Origin of the sequence: Niveispirillum irakense DSM 11586 (assembly GCF_000429645.1) — a bacterium.
Classification (GTDB): Bacteria; Pseudomonadota; Alphaproteobacteria; order Azospirillales; family Azospirillaceae; genus Niveispirillum; species Niveispirillum irakense.
The window spans coordinates 473,847-493,914 of sequence record NZ_KE386934.1; the positions used below are offsets into that span (position 1 = coordinate 473,847).

The 20,068-nt window shown below is 62.1% G+C and carries 23 protein-coding genes; 7 read left to right on the plus strand and 16 right to left on the minus strand.

Annotation, left to right across the window (positions count from 1 at the left end; all coding sequences use genetic code 11):
* Window positions 1–15: 15 nt before the first annotated feature.
* Both dnaE and G473_RS0121220 read right to left on the minus strand, forming a co-directional pair.
* The gene (gene dnaE, locus G473_RS0121215) at window positions 16–3,504 is read right to left on the minus strand and encodes a DNA polymerase III subunit alpha (protein WP_029014758.1); all 3,489 of its coding nucleotides are present in this window, start codon (window positions 3,502–3,504) and stop codon (window positions 16–18) included.
* 202 nt (window positions 3,505–3,706) lie between these two features.
* Window positions 3,707–4,129 carry a hypothetical protein gene (locus G473_RS0121220; RefSeq protein WP_029014759.1) on the minus strand — a complete coding sequence of 141 codons (423 nt, stop codon included), beginning with the start codon at window positions 4,127–4,129 and terminating at the stop codon, window positions 3,707–3,709.
* 110 nt (window positions 4,130–4,239) lie between these two features.
* Between G473_RS0121220 and G473_RS0121225 the strand changes: the two genes are divergently transcribed.
* Window positions 4,240–5,067, plus strand: a complete 828-nt coding sequence (locus G473_RS0121225) for a helix-turn-helix domain-containing protein (RefSeq protein ID WP_084438453.1) — start codon at window positions 4,240–4,242, stop codon at window positions 5,065–5,067.
* 33 nt (window positions 5,068–5,100) lie between these two features.
* On the opposite strand, the gene G473_RS30490 is transcribed toward G473_RS0121225, so the two are convergent.
* The 5 genes from G473_RS30490 to G473_RS0121255 form a co-directional block, all read right to left on the minus strand.
* Entirely contained in the window at window positions 5,101–5,853 is a 753-nt protein-coding gene (locus tag G473_RS30490) for a hypothetical protein (RefSeq protein ID WP_154667506.1), read from the minus strand.
* 123 nt (window positions 5,854–5,976) lie between these two features.
* The gene (locus G473_RS0121240) at window positions 5,977–6,855 is read right to left on the minus strand and encodes a DNA-3-methyladenine glycosylase family protein (RefSeq protein ID WP_029014762.1); all 879 of its coding nucleotides are present in this window, start codon (window positions 6,853–6,855) and stop codon (window positions 5,977–5,979) included.
* 1 nt (window position 6,856) lies between these two features.
* On the minus strand, window positions 6,857–7,570 hold the full coding sequence (locus tag G473_RS0121245; RefSeq protein WP_029014763.1) for an ABC transporter ATP-binding protein: 714 nt from the start codon (window positions 7,568–7,570) through the stop codon (window positions 6,857–6,859).
* Complete coding sequence (locus tag G473_RS0121250; protein ID WP_035708511.1) at window positions 7,563–8,807, minus strand: lipoprotein-releasing ABC transporter permease subunit; 1,245 nt, start codon at window positions 8,805–8,807, stop codon at window positions 7,563–7,565. The genes G473_RS0121245 and G473_RS0121250 overlap by 8 nt, the downstream gene beginning before the upstream one ends.
* A complete protein-coding gene (locus G473_RS0121255) occupies window positions 8,800–10,038 on the minus strand; it encodes a lipoprotein-releasing ABC transporter permease subunit (RefSeq protein WP_029014765.1) in 1,239 nt (412 codons plus the stop codon). Before G473_RS0121255 ends, G473_RS0121250 begins: the two co-directional genes overlap by 8 nt.
* 164 nt (window positions 10,039–10,202) lie before the next feature.
* Here G473_RS0121255 and G473_RS28230 point away from each other — a divergent pair, with 164 nt between their 5' ends.
* From G473_RS28230 to G473_RS0121270, 3 genes are read left to right on the plus strand one after another with little or no spacing between them, the layout of a single operon-like run.
* Complete coding sequence (locus G473_RS28230) at window positions 10,203–10,823, plus strand: TetR/AcrR family transcriptional regulator (RefSeq protein WP_051330549.1); 621 nt, start codon at window positions 10,203–10,205, stop codon at window positions 10,821–10,823.
* Window positions 10,792–11,082 (plus strand): YciI family protein, encoded by a 291-nt coding sequence (locus G473_RS0121265; RefSeq protein WP_029014766.1) that lies wholly within the window; start codon window positions 10,792–10,794, stop codon window positions 11,080–11,082. The genes G473_RS28230 and G473_RS0121265 overlap by 32 nt, the downstream gene beginning before the upstream one ends.
* A 14-nt stretch (window positions 11,083–11,096) precedes the next feature.
* The gene (locus tag G473_RS0121270; protein ID WP_029014767.1) at window positions 11,097–11,708 is read left to right on the plus strand and encodes a DNA-3-methyladenine glycosylase I; all 612 of its coding nucleotides are present in this window, start codon (window positions 11,097–11,099) and stop codon (window positions 11,706–11,708) included.
* A 6-nt stretch (window positions 11,709–11,714) separates the two neighbouring features.
* Here the strand turns inward: G473_RS0121270 and G473_RS0121275 are convergent, their stop codons facing one another.
* The 3 genes from G473_RS0121275 to proS form a co-directional block, all read right to left on the minus strand.
* Window positions 11,715–12,008, minus strand: a complete 294-nt coding sequence (locus G473_RS0121275) for a type II toxin-antitoxin system RelE/ParE family toxin (RefSeq protein WP_035708513.1) — start codon at window positions 12,006–12,008, stop codon at window positions 11,715–11,717.
* Complete coding sequence (locus G473_RS0121280) at window positions 12,008–12,217, minus strand: addiction module protein (RefSeq protein WP_029014769.1); 210 nt, start codon at window positions 12,215–12,217, stop codon at window positions 12,008–12,010. The genes G473_RS0121275 and G473_RS0121280 overlap by 1 nt, the downstream gene beginning before the upstream one ends.
* A gap of 117 nt (window positions 12,218–12,334) precedes the next feature.
* Window positions 12,335–13,648, minus strand: a complete 1,314-nt coding sequence (gene proS, locus G473_RS0121285) for a proline--tRNA ligase (protein ID WP_029014770.1) — start codon at window positions 13,646–13,648, stop codon at window positions 12,335–12,337.
* A gap of 159 nt (window positions 13,649–13,807) precedes the next feature.
* On the opposite strand from proS, the gene G473_RS0121290 reads away from it, so the two are divergent.
* Both G473_RS0121290 and G473_RS0121295 read left to right on the plus strand, forming a co-directional pair.
* Window positions 13,808–14,065, plus strand: coding sequence for an AbrB/MazE/SpoVT family DNA-binding domain-containing protein (locus G473_RS0121290; protein ID WP_029014771.1), 258 nt, complete (start codon window positions 13,808–13,810; stop codon window positions 14,063–14,065).
* Window positions 14,058–14,456 (plus strand): type II toxin-antitoxin system VapC family toxin, encoded by a 399-nt coding sequence (locus G473_RS0121295; protein WP_029014772.1) that lies wholly within the window; start codon window positions 14,058–14,060, stop codon window positions 14,454–14,456. Before G473_RS0121290 ends, G473_RS0121295 begins: the two co-directional genes overlap by 8 nt.
* A gap of 43 nt (window positions 14,457–14,499) precedes the next feature.
* On the opposite strand, the gene G473_RS0121300 is transcribed toward G473_RS0121295, so the two are convergent.
* The 3 genes from G473_RS0121300 to G473_RS28235 all read right to left on the minus strand — a co-directional run bounded on the left by G473_RS0121300 (window position 14,500) and on the right by G473_RS28235 (window position 16,929).
* Window positions 14,500–14,697, minus strand: a complete 198-nt coding sequence (locus G473_RS0121300; RefSeq protein ID WP_029014773.1) for a hypothetical protein — start codon at window positions 14,695–14,697, stop codon at window positions 14,500–14,502.
* The gene (ade, locus tag G473_RS0121305; protein ID WP_029014774.1) at window positions 14,697–16,412 is read right to left on the minus strand and encodes an adenine deaminase; all 1,716 of its coding nucleotides are present in this window, start codon (window positions 16,410–16,412) and stop codon (window positions 14,697–14,699) included. The genes G473_RS0121300 and ade overlap by 1 nt, the downstream gene beginning before the upstream one ends.
* A gap of 88 nt (window positions 16,413–16,500) precedes the next feature.
* Window positions 16,501–16,929, minus strand: coding sequence for a hypothetical protein (locus G473_RS28235; protein ID WP_051330550.1), 429 nt, complete (start codon window positions 16,927–16,929; stop codon window positions 16,501–16,503).
* 34 nt (window positions 16,930–16,963) lie between these two features.
* On the opposite strand from G473_RS28235, the gene G473_RS0121315 reads away from it, so the two are divergent.
* The gene (locus tag G473_RS0121315) at window positions 16,964–18,259 is read left to right on the plus strand and encodes an NCS2 family permease (protein ID WP_029014775.1); all 1,296 of its coding nucleotides are present in this window, start codon (window positions 16,964–16,966) and stop codon (window positions 18,257–18,259) included.
* A gap of 370 nt (window positions 18,260–18,629) precedes the next feature.
* Here the strand turns inward: G473_RS0121315 and G473_RS28240 are convergent, their stop codons facing one another.
* From G473_RS28240 to mce, 3 genes are all read right to left on the minus strand, one after another.
* Window positions 18,630–19,199 carry a DNA-3-methyladenine glycosylase I gene (locus tag G473_RS28240; protein ID WP_051330551.1) on the minus strand — a complete coding sequence of 190 codons (570 nt, stop codon included), beginning with the start codon at window positions 19,197–19,199 and terminating at the stop codon, window positions 18,630–18,632.
* Between the two features lie 102 nt (window positions 19,200–19,301).
* Window positions 19,302–19,547, minus strand: coding sequence for a DUF1467 family protein (locus G473_RS0121330; RefSeq protein ID WP_029014777.1), 246 nt, complete (start codon window positions 19,545–19,547; stop codon window positions 19,302–19,304).
* 68 nt (window positions 19,548–19,615) lie between these two features.
* A complete protein-coding gene (mce, locus tag G473_RS0121335; RefSeq protein ID WP_029014778.1) occupies window positions 19,616–20,020 on the minus strand; it encodes a methylmalonyl-CoA epimerase in 405 nt (134 codons plus the stop codon).
* Between the last annotated feature and the right edge of the window lie 48 nt (window positions 20,021–20,068).

A 20,068-nucleotide genomic window follows, 5' to 3' on the forward strand; every position in this document is an offset into this window, starting at 1 on the left:
TTCGGCAGGTTGGCCTTACAACTCCTGAACCTCCACCACCCCATGGAGGGATTTGATGGCGGCACGGCCGCTGCCATCAATCTGGAATGTCTTGGGCAGGGAAATCTCCACCTCCCGCAGGGCGTCCATCTCCACCGTGAGCATTACCTTGCCCCGGCCCGGCGGCAGACGTGACAGGGTGTTCTTGATCCCCTCCACGGCGCGCAGATCATCCACCAGAATGCGCAGGCCGGCCGCACTCTTGGCGACCTCCTCCTCCAGCAACTGCACGCCCTGGCAGGTCAGGCGGATTTCTTCACCATTGCGCTGGGCGTCTACGGCGACCAGTACAGCCTTACCGGCCTCCAGCATCTCCCGGCTCTGCGCCAGGGTTTCCTGGAACAGGGTCACCTCATAGACGCCGGTGGCGTCCGATAATGTGACGAAAGCAAAACGGTTACCGCTTTTGGCCGTTCGTTCCTGACGGGCAACGACGATGCCCGCCATCTTGTAGCGCGTGGATTTGGCGTCGCGCAGGGCCTTGGGCAGGTCAGCGTGCTTGACCACCTTCATCCGCGTCAAAGCGGGGGAGAAACTGTCCAGCGGGTGGGCCGAGAGGAAGAAGCCGATCGCTTCAAACTCGTGCCGCAGCTTCTCCAACGGCTCCCAATCCGGCACCTTGGGCAGGTCGGGTGTCTTCAGCGCTTCGGTGGCTCCGAACAGGCTGGCCATGCCGCTTTCCCGTTGCTGCGCCTCCGCCTGGGCGTAGCGCAGCACCGTTTCCAGCCCCGCGAATAATTGCTGGCGGTTGCGCGACAGGCTGTCAAAGGCACCGGCGCAGACCAGCTTTTCCATCAGCCGCTTGTTCATCACCGTGTGATCAACCCGGCGGGCAAAGTCGAACACATCCTTGAACGGCCCGTTGGCGCGGCGCTCAGCCACCACCGACTCCATCGCCTGCGCGCCCACCCCCTTGATGGCGGCGAGCGCATAGCGCACCGCCCGGCTGCCATCGGGCAGGGTTTCCACGGCAAAACGGGCGGCAGAGGCATTCACGTCCGGTGGCAGCAGCTTGATGCGCAGCCGCATCAGTTCCTGGCGGAACTGGTTCAGTTTGTCGGTATTGCCCATATCATAGGTCATGGTCGCCGCCATGAACTCGACCGGGTAATTGGCCTTCATAAAGGCCGTCTGATACGCCACCAGCGCATAGGCCGCCGCGTGGGATTTATTGAAGCCGTAACCGGCGAATTTATTCACCTGATCGAAGATCAGACCGGACTGTTCTTCCGGCACAGCCAGCTTTTCCGCTGAACCAGCGATGAATTTCGCCCGTTCCTTCTCCATCTCCTCCTTGATCTTCTTACCCATGGCGCGGCGCAGCAGGTCAGCGCCGCCAAGGCTATAGCCCGCCAGCACCTGGGCGATCTGCATCACCTGTTCCTGGTACACCATGATCCCGAAGGTTTCCTCCAGGATGGGCTGCAAGGCCGGATGCATGTAATCCGGCGCTTCCTGGCCGAACTTCACCTTGATGTATTTGGGGATATTATCCATCGGGCCGGGGCGATAGAGCGAGACCAGCGCGATAATGTCCTCAATCCGGTTCGGCTTCATGCGGCGCAGCACGTCGCGCATGCCCGAACTTTCAAGCTGGAACACGCCGGAACTCTCTGCCCGGCCCAGGATATCGTAGGACTTCTTGTCCTCCATATCCAGATCCAGCAGGTCCAGTTCCGGGCCTAGATCCCTCACATGGTCCACCGCCGTTTTCAACACGGTCAGCGTCTTCAGGCCCAGAAAGTCGAACTTCACCAGTCCCGCCAGTTCGACATATTTCATGTTGAACTGGGTAACGGGCATGTCGGACCGCGGATCGCGGTACATCGGCACCAGTTCATAAAGCGGGCGGTCGCCGATCACCACGCCGGCGGCGTGGGTGGAGGCGTGGCGATACAGCCCTTCCAGCCGCAGCGCGATGGTCAGCAGGCGGGCCACCGTCTCATCCCCGCGCTGCATCTCCTGCAACTGCGGCTCCCCGTCCAGCGCTTGTTGCAGGGTGACGGGGTTGGCCGGGTTGTTGGGAATCAGTTTGCAGATACGGTCCACCTGACCATAGGGCATCTGCAACGTACGCCCCACATCGCGCACCACGGCGCGGGCCTGCAATTTACCAAAGGTGATGATCTGGCCGACCTTGTCGTACCCGTATTTCTGCTGAACATATTTGATCACCTCTTCCCGGCGATCCTGGCAGAAATCGATATCGAAGTCGGGCATCGACACGCGTTCCGGGTTCAGGAAGCGTTCGAACAGCAGGCCATAACGAATGGGGTCCAGGTCGGTGATCAGCAATGACCAGGCGACCAGCGACCCGGCACCTGAACCACGGCCCGGCCCCACGGGAATGGCGTGATCCTTGGCCCATTTGATGAAGTCCGACACGATCAGGAAGTAGCCGGGGAATTTCATCTTGATGATGGTTTCCAGCTCAAAATCCAGCCGGTCCCGGTATTCCTTCTCGATCTTCTCCTTCTCATCCTGCGCCATGCCGCTGGTGAACACATATTTGTTCAGGCGGTAGGTCAGGCCATCATGGGCCTGCACGCGCAATTCATCCTCTTCCAGCCGCCCGCCCTCACACGGGAAGGGCGGCAGGATGGGGTTCACCTTGCGCGGCATGTAGGCGCAGCGCTTGGCAATCACCACGGTGTTATCCACCGCCTCCGGTAAGTCGGCGAACAGTTCCCGCATCTCGGCGGCGGTCTTGAAATAATGCTGCGGGGTGACGCGGCGGCGATCCTCCTGCATCACATAGGCACCATCGGCGATGCAGAGCAGCACATCGTGCGCCTCATACATGTCCGCCGTGGCGAAATAGGCATCGTTGGTGGCGACCAGCGGAATGTCGTGGGCATAGGCCAGATCGATCAGATCCGGCTCCACCTTGGCTTCCGCCTGCCCGATCGGCCCTTCGGCATGACGCATCAGCTCAATATAAAGCCGGCCAGGGAACAGGGCTTTCAGCTTTTCCAGCAGGTCCAGCGCGTGCGGCTTCTGCCCGTCCAGCAGCAACCGGTTCAGCCCGCCGCCGAACCCGCCGGTCAGGCAGATCAACCCATCCGTCAGCCCCTCCATATCCTCCAGCGAGACCTGGGGCAGCAGGCCGGGATCGGTATCCATGAAGGCCTTGGAGACCAGCCGCATCAGGTTGCGGTATCCCTGCTCGCTCTGCACCAGCAGGATAAGCTGGTCGGCTCCAGGTCCCTGCACCCGTCCCGCCACCTTTTTCAAGGGACCGAAGGGGGTGATCCACATCTGGCAGCCGATAATGGGCTGGATACCATCGTCGGATGCCGCCATGGCAAATTCCAGGCAGCCGAACAGGTTGCCGGTATCGGTGACGGCCACCGCCGGGAAGCCGTGCTTCTTGCACAGCTTCACCAGTTCCTTGGGCTTGATCGCCCCTTCTGCCAGGGAATAGGCGGAATGGACGCGCAGATGAATGAAACCGGGGTCAGACAAGGCGGCAACAACGATCAGGCTACGGAGCGGAAATCAGTCGGGGTCAGCGACAGCCAACCCCGACCAGACCCTACCGCAAAGCGGGGGGCGGATGCGACTCCCCCGCTAGCATTTCGCTTTCCTCAGTCCCCGGCACTGCATCCGCAGCCTGGCTGCGCCGGGGTCACGGTGGAGGTTGGTCCAACCTAAACCTGACAAACGCTTAATCCTGGCCCCGCAACGCCCGGCGCATCCACAGGCCACAGCCGATATCCGTGGCGGCGGCCAGCAGCAGTGCCACCTCCCCCGCCAGCGACAGATGGCCCCAGCCGATACCCAGCAGCACCAGGGTGGACGCCCCCGCCGCAAAGGCCAGCAGCGGTGCAATGCCCACAGCCCGGGTGGGGGCCAGCAGCCACAGGACCGCGCCCAGCGCCAGACAGGAAAGCCCCAGGCCGCGCAGCACCCACGAAATCTCCAGCATCGCCGCCAGCACCGGATCCGTGAAAGCCATTGGGGCAATCCAGGCCGGCAGCAGCAGCATATCCAGCCCCAGCAGGGCGAGGATGGCCGCGTAAATCCGCACCGGGCGATAAGCGGCAATGGGCATGGCGGCAAGCGGGGTACTCTGGTCGAAACTGGTCATGGCATCCTCCTTCGCCGGGTTGATGGCGCCATGCTCTCCCACAGCCCCAGGTGCCGCAATTACCAGCCAGGTAATAGACGCCACACTGACGCCATGCCACCGTGGCAATCATGACAATGCCCAGCCATTCTACCCCATCCCCCACCATTCGCCGGCCAGCCGATGGATTCGGCCCCCTGCTGCGCCAATGGCGACGGGCCCGCGGCACCAGCCAGCTTGATCTTGCGCTGACCTGCGCCACCAGCCAGCGCCATCTCAGCTTTCTGGAATCAGGCCGTGCCCGGCCATCGCGCGGCATGGTGCTGCAACTGGCCGAAGCGCTGTCAGTGCCCCTGCGGCACCAGAACGCCCTGTTGCTGGCCGCCGGTTTCGCCCCGGCCTGGGAGGAGAGCAGACTGGAGGGCGTGGCGATGGAGCCGGTGCGCGCTGCCATTGCCCATATGCTGGCCGGACAAGCCCCTTATCCCGCCATATTGATCAACCGCACCTATGACCTGATGCAGGCCAATGAAGGTGCCGGGAAATTGCTGGGATTTCTGCTGGACGCGCAGGCGGTGGCGGACCCCTCACCCAATCTGGTGCGCCTGATGCTCAGCCCGGCGCTACGGCACCTGCTGGTCAATTTCGACGAAGTGGCCGCCTGGATGATCCGCCGCATCCGGGCAGAAGCCATGCTGACCGATCCGCTGGGGGCGGACCCGGCCCTGCTCGCCCTGCTGGATGATCCGGCGGTGGCCGGATTGAGGCCCGCCGATCTGGAACAGCGCCCGGACAGCCCCACCCTCTATCTGCGCTTTGCCAAGGATGGGGTGCAGTTGGCGCTGTTTTCCGTCATCGCCATGCTGGGCACCCCGCTGGATGCCGGCCTGCAGGATATGCGGGTGGAACTGTTCTACCCCGCCGATGCGGCGACGGCAGACTGGTTCAGAAAAGAATAAGCCGGGGCAGCCATCCGCCGCGGCCCAACGAGTTTACTGCTGATCGTTCACCACCTGCCAGACACCATCGGGCATACGGCAGGCCGTGCCATAGGCATCTTCCGCACGACCGCCGATCATGACCGTCTGCTGGAATTCCCGACAATAACCACCATCGCCGGTCCGGCCTTCCCGCAAGGCCACCACCTGACCATTGGCGCCGCTGTCCGACCAGTAAATCGGCTGGCCGATGGGGGCGGCGGTGGCGCGGATCTGCGCATCCTCCAGGCTCCGCTGCTGCCCTTCATTCAAGGAATTCAGGATCGCCAGGGTGATGCCGGTCAGGCCCAGCCAAAGAAAGGCATCATTATCGCGGTGATGGTGGCCATAACCGCTGTACCAATGGCCATAGGGCCGGGCTACGACCACATCGCGATAGACGCGGTGGCGGGCGGGCGGCACATGGTAATGCACCACGGGGCGGCGGTCATGGTTCCACCAGCCCGGCGGCGGACCGGGACGGTATACATGCACATCCCGATGGACATGCACATCCGGGCGACGGTCCGGCCCGCGATAATCACGACGGTCCCAATCTTGGCGGTCATGACGGTCGCGGTAATCGCGACGATCACGGTCGGGACCACGATCAGGTCCGCGGCCCCGATCATCGTGGCGATGCTCATACCGGCCACGACCACGATCATCATCATCGCGGTCCCCAGGACGGGCAAAGGATGGTGGGGTTGCCAGGGACAGAACCAGACCAGCCGTAACGGCCAGGGAACCGAAATTGCGGAAGCGCATGACAACCTCACCGTAACAAGCCCGCCAGGGGCCTTGATCATGATGACGATGAACCTTGCTCAAGGCAAAATCTGGGCATGATCGCGGTGAAGAAGCGGATTCCGCCGTCTTACCCCTTTTTTGTTACCCCGCCGACCAACCGGCCCATAGATGCGCCGTCGCCAGGGACCGCCAGGGCGCGAAACGGCGCATCAAGTCGCCCTGCTCCACCGGTGTCGGCCGACGGTCCCAAGCGTTGAAATTTTGCAGGGCCGCCGCAAGCCCGGCATCACCTAAGGGCGCGATATCCGGCATGGCGCAGGCCCGCAACAGCACATAGGCCCGCGTCCAGGGGCCAATGCCCTTGATGCCGGTCAGCGCCGCCTCTGCCGCATCGGGGGCCAGATGCGGCAAGCTTTCATAATCCACCCCGGCGCTGGCGGCATTGATCAGATAGGCTGCCTTGGCGCGGGAAAATTTCAGCCGGCCCAACAGGTCCGGGTCCAGGGCCGCGATCCCCGCGGGCGTGGGATGGGCCTTCATGCCTGACGGATGGTCCAGCCCCGCCAGTTCAATCAACGTGCGCCGCAACTGGCCAGCGAAGCGCAAATTGACCTGCTGCCCGACAATGGCCCAGCACAAAGCCTCAAACACACTGGCCGTCTGGGGCAAGCGCAGGCCGGGGCCACAGCGGGACAGCAGGCGGGCCACTTCCGCATCCGTTGCCGCCAGCGCCTCAAACCCCGCCCCGTCCAGGGACAGGCCCAACATGCGCGCGGCTGCATCGGCCAGGAAGGCCGCCTCCCCCGCGCTCAGATCCGTCGGATCAGCAGTAAGGCGGGCGACATCGGCCTTAATCTCAATCTCCAGCCGGATGGCCCGGCCTGCCGGGGCCAACAGCTTGGTGATGCGGTTGCCCGTCACCCGCTCCGACACCCCGTCCGGGTCGCGGCCATGGTAGGCCAGCACCCAATCGGCCCGGTATCCCGCCGGTAAATCCAGGTCCGGCAGCGCGCCAGCCATCTCAGCGCTCCACCAGCACGCCGTCACGCATTTCCACAATCCGGTCCATGCGCTGGGCCAGTTCCATATTATGGGTGGCAACCAGGGCGCCCAGCCGGGCCCCGCCCGCCGCCTCCCCGCGCACCAGTAGCTGGAACATGGCGAAGACCGCTTCCGCCGTGTGCAGATCAAGATTGCCGGTCGGCTCATCCGCGATCAGCAGGGCCGGACGGTTGGCCAGCGCGCGGGCAATAGCCACGCGCTGCTGTTCCCCGCCCGACAGTTTGGCCGGGCGGTGATCGGCGCGGGCCGCCAGGCCCACCCGGTCCAGCAATTCCCGCGCACGGATTTCCGCCTGCTTACGGGCCACACCGGCAATCATCTGCGGCAGCACGATATTTTCCAGGGCGGAGAATTCCGGCAGCAGATGGTGGAACTGATAGACAAAGCCGATGCGGTCGCGGCGCAGCGCCGTGCGCCCGGCATCATCCAGGGAAGATGCCACCTGGCCCGCGATGCGGATTTCCCCGCCATCGGCCTTTTCCAGCAAGCCGGCGATCTGCAGCAGCGTGGATTTACCGGCCCCGGACGGGCCGACCAGGGCCACCAACTCCCCCGCCTTCACGGCGGCATTCACGCCGCGCAGCACATCCAGCCGGCCATTGGCCTGCGGGAAGGAACGGCGGATATCGGACAGGTGCAGGACGGTATCGGTGCCGTTCATCACATCACTCATAACGCAGCGCCTCCACGGGATCGAGCCGGGCGGCGCGCCAGGACGGGTAGAAAGTGGCAAGCAATGACAGGCAGACAGAGGTAAGCGCCACCAGCGCCACCTGCATCGGGTCCGTCCAGCTTGGCAGGGTGGAGAGATAATAGATGTCGGCGTTGAACGGGTCCGTCCCCGTCACGGCCTGCACCATGCGGCGCACATCTTCCACATGATGGGCCGCCAGAACACCCAGCACCACCCCGGCCGCCGTACCGGCAATGCCGATGGAGGCGCCTGAGAGCAGGAAGATGCGCAAGATCATGCCCCGCCCGGCCCCCATGGTGCGCAGGATAGCGATTTCCCGCCCCTTATCCTGCACCATCATGATCATGCCGGAGATGATGTTGAAGGCGGCGACGATGACGATCATCGTCAGGATCAGCGTCACCACATTGCGCTGGGTGTCGATGACGCTGAAAAAGGCGCCATTCACCTGCTGCCAATCCTGCACAAACATGCCATCCGGCATCAGCACGGCAATATCCGGTCGCATGCCGGGCGCCAGGGTCGGGTCAGTGGTGAAAATCTCCAACCCTGTCACCGCATCCCCCAGTTCGAAGAAGGATTGCGCTGCCGGCAGGTCCATCAGCACCAGAGTATTGTCATAATCCGACACGCCCATATCCAGGATGCCGGCCACGGGAAAGCTGCGCGACCGTGGCGCGCCTTCCATGCCGATACGGGGGCTGAGGATGGTGATCCGGTCACCCACCTTGATGCCGCCCCGCTCCGCCAGCCGGGCACCGATGGCCACCCCGTCGCCCTGCGGCAGGGCGCCCTGTTTCAGCGCCTCTTTAAAAGCATTCCGCCGCGCGATGTCCTGTGCTGCCAGGGCCTTGACCAGCACACCATCGGCAAAATCCCGGTAGGAGGCCAGGCCCTGTCCGTCAATATTGGGCATGACGGCGGCCACCCCGGCCATCTGTTCCAGCCGCGCATTCAAACCCGCATCCGGGATGAAAGGGCCGCTGCGGCTGAACGCCACGATATGGCCCTGGAAGCCCAGCACGCGGGACAGCAGATCCCGCTGGAAACCATTGAAGACGGAGAGCGACACCAGCAGCGTCGCCACCCCCAGCATGATGCCCAGGAAGGAGAAGCCGGCAATGACGGAGATGAACCCCTCCTGCCGGCGGGCGCGCAGATAGCGGCTGGCGATCCAGCGCTCCACCACGGAGAAAGGTGCAGGGGTCTTAGCCATGGCGCAAAGCCTCCACCGGGTCCATCCGCGAGGCCCGCAGGGCCGGGTAAATCGTGGCACCCACCGACAGGGCCAAGCCCATCGCCACCACCAGGGCCACCTGATCCCATTCAATGATGGCGGGCAGCGATGTCAGGAAAGCCAGCATGGAGATATTGCCAGCCCCGGGCAGCGAGGCCAGCGCATGGCCAATGGCCTGGGCATTGAGGGTCAGCAGGATGCCCAGCGCAAAGCCTGCCAGCGTGCCGATGGCGCCGATGGAGGCCCCGGCCAGCAGGAAAATTTTCAGCATGGCGCCCCGCGCCGCGCCCATGGTGCGCAGGATGGCAATGGCGGCTGACTTGCCGCGCACCAGCATGACCATGGAGGAGACGATATTGAAGCTGGCAACCAGAATGATGAGGGTCAGCACGATGAACATCGCCACCCTTTCCACCCCCAGCGCCGTGACCAGGGCGCCATTGGCCTGCTGCCAGTCGGTGATCTTGTAGCCATCACCCACCACGCCAGACAGCAGGCGGCGCAATGCCACCACATCATTGGGGTGATCGACGAACACGTCGATCCCGGTCACCGCGTCCGGCAGGCGGAAAAAGCTCTGCGCCGCGACCAGCGGCATGTAAAGCGTGGCGACATCATGCTCGGGCATCCGCACATCAGTGACGGCATAAACCGAAAAATCCTTGCGCCGCAGCATGGTGCCAAACGGGGTGGGCGTGCCCTTGGGGCTGATCAATGTAACCGTGCCACCCACGGAAATGCCCAGCGTGCGCGACAGGCCGAAGCCCAGCGCCACCCCCTCATCCCCCAGATCAGGCAGCCCCCGGATGACGGAGCGGCCAACCACGGGGCGGCGCTTGAAATCCTCAGGATCCATAGCCCGCACCTTCACCCCGGACGCCCGGCCATTGACGGTGGCCATCGCCTGTCCCTCAATCACCGGCATGACCATGGTGACGCCGGGGGTTGCCGCCAGTTTGGCCAGCAGGTCGGGATAATCGGTCAACGGGCCCTTGGGTGCCGTGATGCTGGCATGGGCGCCAATGCCCTGGATACGGGCGATCAGCTCTGCCCGGAACCCGTTCATCACCGACATGACGATGATCAGCGTCGCCACGCCCAGCGCCACCCCAATGAAGGAAAAGCCGGCAATCACCGACACCGTCCCCTCCTGCCGCCGCGCCCGCAGATAGCGGAAGGCGACCATGCGTTCAAACGGCGTGAAGATCATGGGCTCTCAAAGGACAAGGGGCACCGAACCGGACGGGCATAGCCTTGCTTATAGGCGGAAATGGGGCGCAGGGGAAACCCCGGACACGGCGCTTTGATCCTCGCCCTTGACTTGTTAGGTCGAGCGACCTAGAAATATAGGTCAATTGACCTAGACATACTGAAATGAATGCTCCGTCCACACGGGAACAGATTGTCGCTGCGGCTGATACGCTGTTCTACCAGCGCGGGTTTGAGCCGACCTCCCTTGCCGATATCGCCGGCGCGGTCGGTATCGCCAGGGGCAACCTGACCTATCATTTCAAGGCGAAGGACGAGATTCTGACCGCCGTCATTGACCGGCGCTTCACCCATACCGCCGCGATGCTGGCGGCCTGGGAAGCGGAAGGCAACCATCCGGCAGCCCGCATCCTTAGCTTTATCCAAATCCTGATCGCCAACCGCGCAAAGATCATGCGGCATGGGTGCCCAGTGGGCACGCTCTGCAATGAATTGGCCAAGCTGGACCATGCCGCGCAATCGGATGCCACCCGCCTGTTCACCCTGTTCGCGGACTGGCTGGAACGGCAATTCATCCAACTGGGCCATCCGGATAAGGCCAGGGAACTGGCCTTGCATCTGCTGGCCCGTAGCCAAGGGGTGGCAACCCTGGCAACCGCGCTGCGGGATGAAGGTTTCATCCGCCAGGAAGTGGCGCTGATGACGGCATGGCTGGACGCGCTGACGCCAGCCCGAGATAAAAGGGAGGGAACAGATGCACATCATCTTCCTGCGCTTCACGGCTGAAAAGGCCCGCGCCGGCGCGTTCATGGCCGCGCATAATGCATGGCTGCAGCACGGCTTCGATGACGGGATTTTCCTGATGTCGGGCGGGCTGGCCCCGGGCCTGGGGGGCGTGATCCTGGCCCATGGCTCCTCCGCCGCGGAAATCCACGCCCGTGTCGCCGCTGACCCTTTTGTGATTGAGGGTATTGTGACGGCTGAAATAAACGAAGTGACACCGGGCCGCCTGGATGAGCGATTGAACTTCCTGCGCGCCGCCTGAAAACAGGGCCCGTGATGGACAAGACCCTGCCCGGCCCGGATGGCCGACCCCGCTGCCGCTGGTGTGCCACGGCACCGGAATTTCCGCACTACCATGATACGGAATGGGGCTTCCCCGTGGCCGATGACCGGCGGCTGTTTGAGAAACTCTGCCTGGAAGGGTTCCAGTCTGGCCTGTCCTGGCGCACCATCCTGGCCAAGCGGGAGAATTTCCGGGGCGCCTTCCACCGGTTCGACATTGATACGGTGGCCGCATTCGGGCCGGCGGATGTCGAACGTCTGCTGGCCGATGCCAGCATCGTGCGCCATCGCGGCAAGATCGAAGCCGTTCTCAACAATGCCCGCCGCGCCCAGGAATTGATTGCCGAAGAAGGATCACTGGCTGCGTATTTCTGGCGGCATGAACCGCCGCCGGGGGAGCATGGGGAGCCCCAATCGGCCTCCACCTCCCCCACTTCTGTGAGGCTGTCCAAGGACCTGCTGAAACGCGGCTGGAAATTCGTCGGCCCCACGACGATCTTCGCCTTCATGCAGGCCATGGGGCTGATCAACGATCATGCGGAGGGTTGCGTGATCCGTGAAGAGGCCGCGAAGGACCGGTCAGTATTCCAGGCGCCGCGGCGGTAAACGATCTTACAGCCGCGCCTGCAAAGCCAAGGGATCACGGCGTTCATGCAAGACGGCGACAATCACAATCAAATCATCATCCGCGCGAAAATAGACGCAATAGGGGAAACGACGCAGCCGCACGAGCCGGAGAGAAGCCACGCGCTCCTGATAAATCAGCGGCGTCTTGACGAGGCGGTTGCGAACGTAGCGGAGCTGATTCAGAAAAGCCTGCACCAAACCGGACGCCTGACCCTCATACCATTCGGCAGCAACCAGAATATCCTGTTGCGCCTGAGGCGTGACAATCAACCGGGCCATCAACCGAACCGCTTTTGCAGGCTGATGTCCAGATCCTCCCAGGAAATCCCATCGGCAATATCGGCCTCAAGGGTTTTTAACCGCCGCTCCAGCTCCTCCCGATGCCCCTCCGGCAAAGGGATATCAGCCGGCTCCAGGCTGTCGACCAGACGCTCGATCAGCTCCAGCTTCTCCTCTGGGGTCAGATGGTCGATGGCAATGGCCGGCATGGTTCCCTCCATAAACAGCACCGGATGGTCGCATCTGCTGATATGGCTGTCGAGCCGGCAATGAAAAAGGGGCGGCACCATTGGCACCGCCCCCTCTTCAATCACCCCAGAACCCGCTTACGCCGTCACCTTGGCCAGCGCCTCTTCCAGCGACAGCTCCAGCTTCTCGCCCGTGGCGCGGCGCTTCAGTTCCACCGTGCCGGCCTTCAGGCCGCGCGGGCCGACGGTCAACTGCCAGGGAATGCCGATCAGGTCCATATCGGCGAACTTGGCGCCCGGCCGCTCGTTGCGGTCATCATAGATCACCTCAACGCCCGCTGCGTTCAGCTTGGCATAGAGGTCATCGCAGGTGCTGCGGCAGGCCTCGTCATCGGCCTTCAGGTTGATCAGCGCCACTTTGAACGGGGCCACCTGGTCCGGCCAGATGATGCCGGCATCGTCATGGCTGGCCTCGATCAAGGCCGCGACAACGCGGGACACGCCGATACCATAGGAACCCATCTCCACCGTCACCGGCTGGCCATCCGGCCCCGTGACGACGGCCCCCATGGGGGCGGAATATTTGGTGCCGAAATAGAAGATGTGCCCCACCTCGATCCCGCGCGCGGTTTCTAATTGCTCAGCCGGAACCGGGCAATTGGCGGCGTCGTGCATCTCTTCCGTCGCGGCATAGACGGAGGTGTATTTGGCGAAGAAATCCTTCAGGTCGCCATTGGCGTCCGGATTGTCGGCCAGCACATCCAGTTCCAGCCACTTCTTGTCGCAGAACACCTGGCTTTCGCCCGTCTCGGCCAGGATGATGAATTCGTGAGAGAGATCACCGCCGATCGGGCCGGTATCGGCGCGCATCGGGATGGCCTTGATGCCCATGCGGGCGAAGGTGCGCAGATAGGCCAGGAACATCCGGCGATAGGAGAGGCGCGCGCCCTCGGCATCCAGATCGAAGGAGTAATTATCCTTCATCAGGAATTCGCGGCCACGCATCACGCCGAAGCGGGGACGCACCTCGTCCCGGAACTTCCACTGGATATGGTACAGATTCTTCGGCAGGTCTTTGTAGGACTTCACGAAGGTCTTGACGATATCGGTGATCATCTCCTCATTCGTGGGGCCGAACAGCATCTCGCGGTCATGCCGGTCGGTGATGCGCAGCATCTCCTTGCCATAGGCATCATACCGGCCCGACTGCTTCCACAGTTCCGCCGACTGGATGGTCGGCATCAACAGTTCCTGTGCCCCGGCGCGGTCCTGCTCCTCCCGCACGATCTGCGCCACCTTCTGCAGCACCTTCCAGCCCAGCGGCAGCCAGGCATAGATGCCGGCAGAGGTCTGCCGGATCATGCCGGCGCGCAGCATCAGACGATGGCTGACAATCTGCGCCTCAGACGGCGTTTCCTTCAGCGTGGGCAGGAAATAAGTGGACATGCGCATGGTGGCGGACTCAAGGGCTGGAATGAAGGTCGTTCGGAAGGCCGGACTTTAGGCGCACATCCGCGCGGCGGCAAGGTGGATACGAGAAGACGCCATTAGGGATGACTTGTCTTCGCCCACCACAAAAGCCATCATCCAAATAAATGGCACTGGAGCCACATGATGACATCGGAAGCAAAAACGACATCCATGGCGGAAAACGGTCGGCTGGTTGTGCCGCTGGATATGCGGCGTGCGATGGGCCTGGATAAGGGCGGGCGCGTTATCCTTCGCGTGGAGGACGGTCGCCTTATCATGGAGACCGTGGATTCAGCCGTCGCCCGCGTCCAGGCGCTGGCGCGACAATTCGGCACCCCAGGAAGCAGTCTGGCGGATGAACTGATCGCAGATCGTCGCCGGGAAGCACTCAATGAGTAATCGGGTGGTTCTTGACGCCTCCGCCCTGCTGGCCCTGATTAAGAATGAGCCCGGGGCTAGCCTTGTGGCAGCCGCCCTAACCGAATCAATGATGAGTGCTGTCAATTACGCAGAAGTGCTGGGTAAGCTGAGCGACGACGGTTGGCCGCATGACGTGGCGGCAAATGCCGTTCGTTCATTAGGATTTGAAGTGGTGGACTTCAATGTTGCCCAGGCGGAGGCCGCCGGACATTTGCGTTCACTTTCACGACAAGCCGGCCTATCCCTGGGTGACCGGGCCTGCCTCGCCTTGGGCTTGGCCTCGGGTCTGGAAATATTGACCGCCGATGCGGCGTGGGTTCGGATCGCCGATCAGGTGGGATTGACGATTACCGATATCCGCAACCGATAGACTAGACACGAAGCCTGCCTGGGCTCGGAAAAGTCGGGCGGCCCTATTTACTTACAGCAGATTCTGCGCGCTTTTTGTCCCAACCAACCTTCAACGTCACCAAAATAGCGATACCGAACTCGCCTCCGAAATTCACTCTGCCGTCATGCAAAAAGACATCGACCACCTGAATGGCAACGATCACAAACGCCGCCAACCATACGAACTTCACCATCGATAAATTGATCAGCCAGTCTTTCATCACGCTGCCACCAGTTCAAATTTATCCACATCCACCAGCCCCATATCAGTGATCTTCAGGTGCGGGATCACCGGCAGGGGCAGGAAGGCCAGTTGCAGGAAGGGTTCGGCCAGCGGGCAGCCCAGCGCCTTGACAGAGGCGCGCAGGGCTTCCAGCTCATGCTCCACATCCTCGAACGGTTTCAGACTCATCAGCCCCGCCACCGGCAGGGCCAACTCGCCCACCACGGCCCCATCCTTCACCGCCACGAAGCCGCCGCCGATCTCGATCAGCCGGTTGATCGCCACCACCATGTCGGCGTCGCTGGAGCCGACAGCGCAGATATTATGGCTGTCATGGCCGACCGAACTGGCCAGCGCCCCCGACCGGATGCCGAAACCCTTCACAAAGCCCTTGCCGATATTGCGGGTGAAGCCGTGGCGTTCCACCACCACGATCTTCAGAATGTCATTCTCCGGGTCGGCATGGCGGCGGCCGTTGCGATAGGGCACGGACGCTTGCAACGCCTCCGTAATGATCTTGTTGGGCAGCACGCCGATCACCGGCGTGCCGGGGCCGCTGGCCGGGATGGCCAGATCTTCGGCCACAATCCGCGCCCGCTTGATCGACCCCAACCCCACCGGCGGCGGGGAGCGGCGACCGGCGAAACTCTCAGCATTCACCGGCTTGCCGGCGCGGATCACCTGGGAAACGGTACATTGCGCCAGATCGTCCAGCAGCACGATATCCGCCAGATAGCCCGGCGCCACCAGCCCGCGATCCTTCAGCCCAAAGCCGCGCGCCGCCGACCATGTGGCCGTGCGGTATGTCGCGGCAATATCCGCCCCCTGGGCAATGGCGCGGCGGATCAAATGATCCAGATGCCCTTCCTCGGCAATATCCAGCGGGTTGCGGTCATCGGTGCAGAAGGCCAGGAAGGGGCTAGTCACGGGGTCGATCAGCCCCGCCAGGGAATCCACATCCTTGGAGACGGAGCCATCGCGGATCAGTACCTGCATCCCCTTGGCAATCTTCTCCCGCGCTTCCGCCTGGGAGGTGCATTCATGGCAATTGCGGATGCCGCAGGAGAGATAGGCGTTCAGTTCCTTGCCCGTCACCAGCGGGGAATGGCCGTCAATATGCGCGCCGTAAAACTCGGCCAGCTTGTCCAGCGTCTCCTCATCCTTCCACAGCACGCCGGGGAAGTTCATGAACTCCGCCAGGCCGATCACCTTGGGGTGGTGGCGATGGCGGGCCAGATCATCAGCGCTCAGCCGCGCGCCCGCCGTTTCCAGATGCGTGGCCGGCACGCAGGAAGATAGCTGCACCCGCAAATCCATTGCGGTGGAAAGGGAGCTGTCGAGGAAATATTGCAGCCCCGTCTCCCCCAGCACATTGCAAATTTCATGCGGGTCACAGATGGCCGTGGTCGTCCCCCGGCCCAGCACACAGCGGTCAAATTCGCTGGGGGCCACCAAGGTGCTTTCGCAATGGACATGGGTGTCGATGAAGCCGGGCACGGCAAAGCGGCCCTTGCCGTCAATTTCCACCAAACCATCATAGCGATCATAGGTGCCGACGATGGTATCGCCGCAGATGGCGATATCAGTTTCGGCAATGGTGCCCGTCGCCACATTCAACAGCCGCACATTCTTGATCACCAGATCGGCGCGCGACCGGCCCATGGCCTGATCAATGCGCTGTTTCAGAATGGTCTTGGCGGTGGCGCGGTCCATGAAAAGCTACTCCGGGTAAACAAATATCAGGCCCCATCCTGCGCCGGATGGTGGATCGGGCGCAACCTACTAGGCGATGCGGGCCACCTTAGCGTCCGCGCCCCCGGCACAGGGCCAGCAGCTCTGTCTCCGCCTCCGGCTGCACCGGTCGACCGTTGAACAGCACCTCGTTCCCGCGCACGGTGACGGTGCCGATATAGGCCTCCCCCTTATAAAGGTCATTCTCAGGGATACCGAAGCGCTTGGCCGTATTCACGGTGATCGCGATATGGATGTCCTCTGGCAGATCAATTCCGCCACTGCCCGGCAGGTCAGCCGGGGCCACCTTCTTGCCATGCACATCAACACCGGGCTTGTACTCCACATCGGCGGACGGGTGGTGGCGGGTTACCCATTGGCAGGCTGCCGGGTCGATGCGGATGGTCGGCTCGCGCCCTTGCGCATGGGCAGACATCGTCACCAGCAGCAGCAACCCTATGGCGCCCCATGATTTTCCATTGAATACTGACATATCCATCCCTCTTTCCCGCCGCCCAGGGAGCGCCCCGACCGTGTTGGAATCCTACTTCAAATTGAAGGAGCTGGGCAGCGATGTCCGCACCGAGCTATTGGCCGGTTTCACAACATTTTTAACCATGGCCTATATCGTGTTCGTGAACCCGCAAATATTGTCCGCGGCAGGCATGGATTCCGGGGCGGTGTTTGTCGCCACCTGCGTGGCGGCGGCACTGGGCTCCGCCATCATGGGGCTTTATGCCAATTACCCCATCGCCCAGGCGCCGGGCATGGGGCTGAATGCTTACTTCGCCTTCACCGTCGTCGGGCAGATGGGCTACACATGGCAAGTGGCGCTGGGCGCCGTGTTCCTATCCGGCATCCTGTTTATCATCCTCTCCGTGCTGCCTGTGCGCGAAGCGGTGGTGAATGCTATCCCCAAAAGCCTGAAGCTGGCGATATCTGCCGGTATCGGCCTGTTCCTGGCCATCATCGCACTGGAAAATGCCGGCATCATCCAAGCCCATCCCGTTACGCTGGTCACGCTGGGCGACCTGACCAAGCCGCCGGCCATCCTGGCCGCCGGTGGTTTTATACTGCTCTGCGCCCTGGTGGCGCGGCGGGTCACGGGGGCGGTGATCATCACCATTCTCGCCGTCGCCGTAATCGGCATGGCAACGGGCGTATCCCCTTTCAGCGGGCAGATTGTCTCCCTGCCGCCGGACCCCAGCCCCACCTTCCTGGCCATGGACCTGAAAGGGGCGCTGAATATCGGGCTGATCACCGTGGTGTTCGCCTTCTTCTTTGTTGATCTGTTCGACACGGCCGGAACATTGGTTGGCGTCGCTCACCGGGCAGGATTGCTGGATGAACAGGGTCGCCTGCCCCGGCTGAAGCGGGCTTTATTTGCCGATGCCGCCGCCACGACGGTGGGGGCTGCCCTGGGTACCAGCACCGTCACCTCCTATATCGAGAGCGCATCGGGCACCAATGTGGGTGGGCGGAGCGGCCTGACGGCTGTGACGGTCGCCGTCCTGTTCCTGGCTTGCCTGTTCCTGGCGCCGCTGGCCGCCAATATCCCCGCCTATGCCACGGCCCCTGCCCTGCTCTATATCGCCTGCCTGATGGCGCGGGGATTGAGTGAAATTGACTGGGAAGAGGTTACAGAATATGCACCCGCCGTTGTGACAACGATTACAATGCCGCTTTCTTATTCAATTGCTCACGGAATAGCCTTCGGATTTATCGCGTATGCAGGCGTTAAAATCCTGGCCGGACGTTGGCGGGAACCCGGTCCGGTTGTGCTGCTGTTAGCGGCACTTTTCCTGGCAAAATTCGCTTTTCTGGGCTGAGACACAAGAAGGTGCGCCGACCGGGTTACCACTGTTGCGCGAAGCACACAGCCGGAGAGGGCGCATCTTTTTTGGGCGAAAAATTGATAATTCGTGAATTTCAGGGGTGGACGACGCGGCAGACTGCATCTATAGTCCGCTGCACAAAAAGAAAGACCGCGCCGAAATGCAGCGCGGCCTGAGTTTAGGGAGGAATCGCCACCAGGCGTGTCAAGAAGGGATCCAACCCCGCTCGACGAAGATTAGTTTTTCGTTTTTCTTGATTAAAGGCAAGCCGAAATCTCGGCTTGCCTTTTTCTTTTGTGCATTTTCTGCCTTTTTTGACGCCACTTTGTGCAAGTGGCGCGCATTCAGACAGGGGTTTGCCTAATTAAAGGGCTCCATACCCAGGGTAACCGCTATCAATCGCCTGTCGCCAGGGCTGATTCTGGGTGGAGAGTCGGATCTGTGCCGGGCAATCCGCCCGATGGGCGCCCGGCAGATAGCCAATGCTCATCAGGAACTCACCCACGATCTCCCCGCCTGTGAAGCGGAAGGTTTTTGAAAACAGCTTCACCCATTCAGCCTTGGTGGCCGGATGATGGGCAGCAATCCAGGCATGGAATCCCCCATGGCTTACACGCATCCTTTGGATGACCTGGGCATTGTGAATGGCAGCCTGCACTTTCAGCCGATTGCGGATGATGCCGGGATCAGCCAGCAGGCGCGTAACATCGGCCTCGCCATAAGCGGCGACCTTATCAACATCAAATCCATCATAGGCAAGGCGGAAGCTTTCCCGCTTCTTCAATATCGTCAGCCAGGAAAGACCCGCCTGATTGATCTCCAGGATCAACCGCTCGAACAATTCCCGCTCGTCCGTCAGCGGCAATCCATATTCATGATCATGATAGGGGCCGTGCCATTCATGCCCCGGCGCTATATCGCAATAGCCCGACATCGCCATCCTCATCTCGCATAAGTGCGGGGGAGAGAATAGCGCAGACCACCATAGAGGTCACATGGAATGTTCTTGTTTTGTGCTTTTGAAAAAGCCGATGGTTCATTCACGCATCAGGGCGCGCCAATCCAGCAAGCCCGTTTTCGCCGCGGCCCAGGCCATCCCGACCAGAAGGGCCGAGATGATGCTGGTCCACAGGAATTTACGCAGAATTTGCGCCTTCACGGGCGCCCCCGGCTCATGCCCCGTGGCCGGGTTGTCATCCCGGCGCACGCCAAAGGGCAGCACCGCAAACAGGACGGTCCACCAGACGGTAAAATAAATGGCGGCCCAGGTTGCCCAGCCCATCGTTCCACTCAATGTTGGAGAAATCACTCGTCAAGCCCCTTCACACGGAAAGGGCCGTCATCAATCAATCAAACCTGTTCAATCTCCACCAGGGTGCCATAAAGGTCCTTGGGATGCAGAAACAGGACGGGCTTGCCGTGAGCGCCGATCTTGGGCTCCCCATCACCCAATACGCGCAGACCGTCCGCCTTCAGCTTGTCACGGGCGGCCAGGATATCGGCCACCTCGTAACAGACATGGTGGATGCCACCAGCCGGGTTGTTGGCGAGGAACTTGGCAATCGGGCTGCCCTCCCCGAACGGGTGTAGCAACTCGATCTTCGTGTTCGGCAATTCGACAAAGACGGTGGTGACGCCATGTTCCGGCAGGTCCAGCGGGGCACTGACCGTCGCGCCCAGGGTGTCGCGATAGGTGGCCGTTGCTGCCGCCAGATCCGGCACCGCGATAGCCACATGGTTCAACCGACCGATCATGTTCCCCGCCCCTTCTTGATTGCGCGTTCTATGCACTCTTCCGTGCCC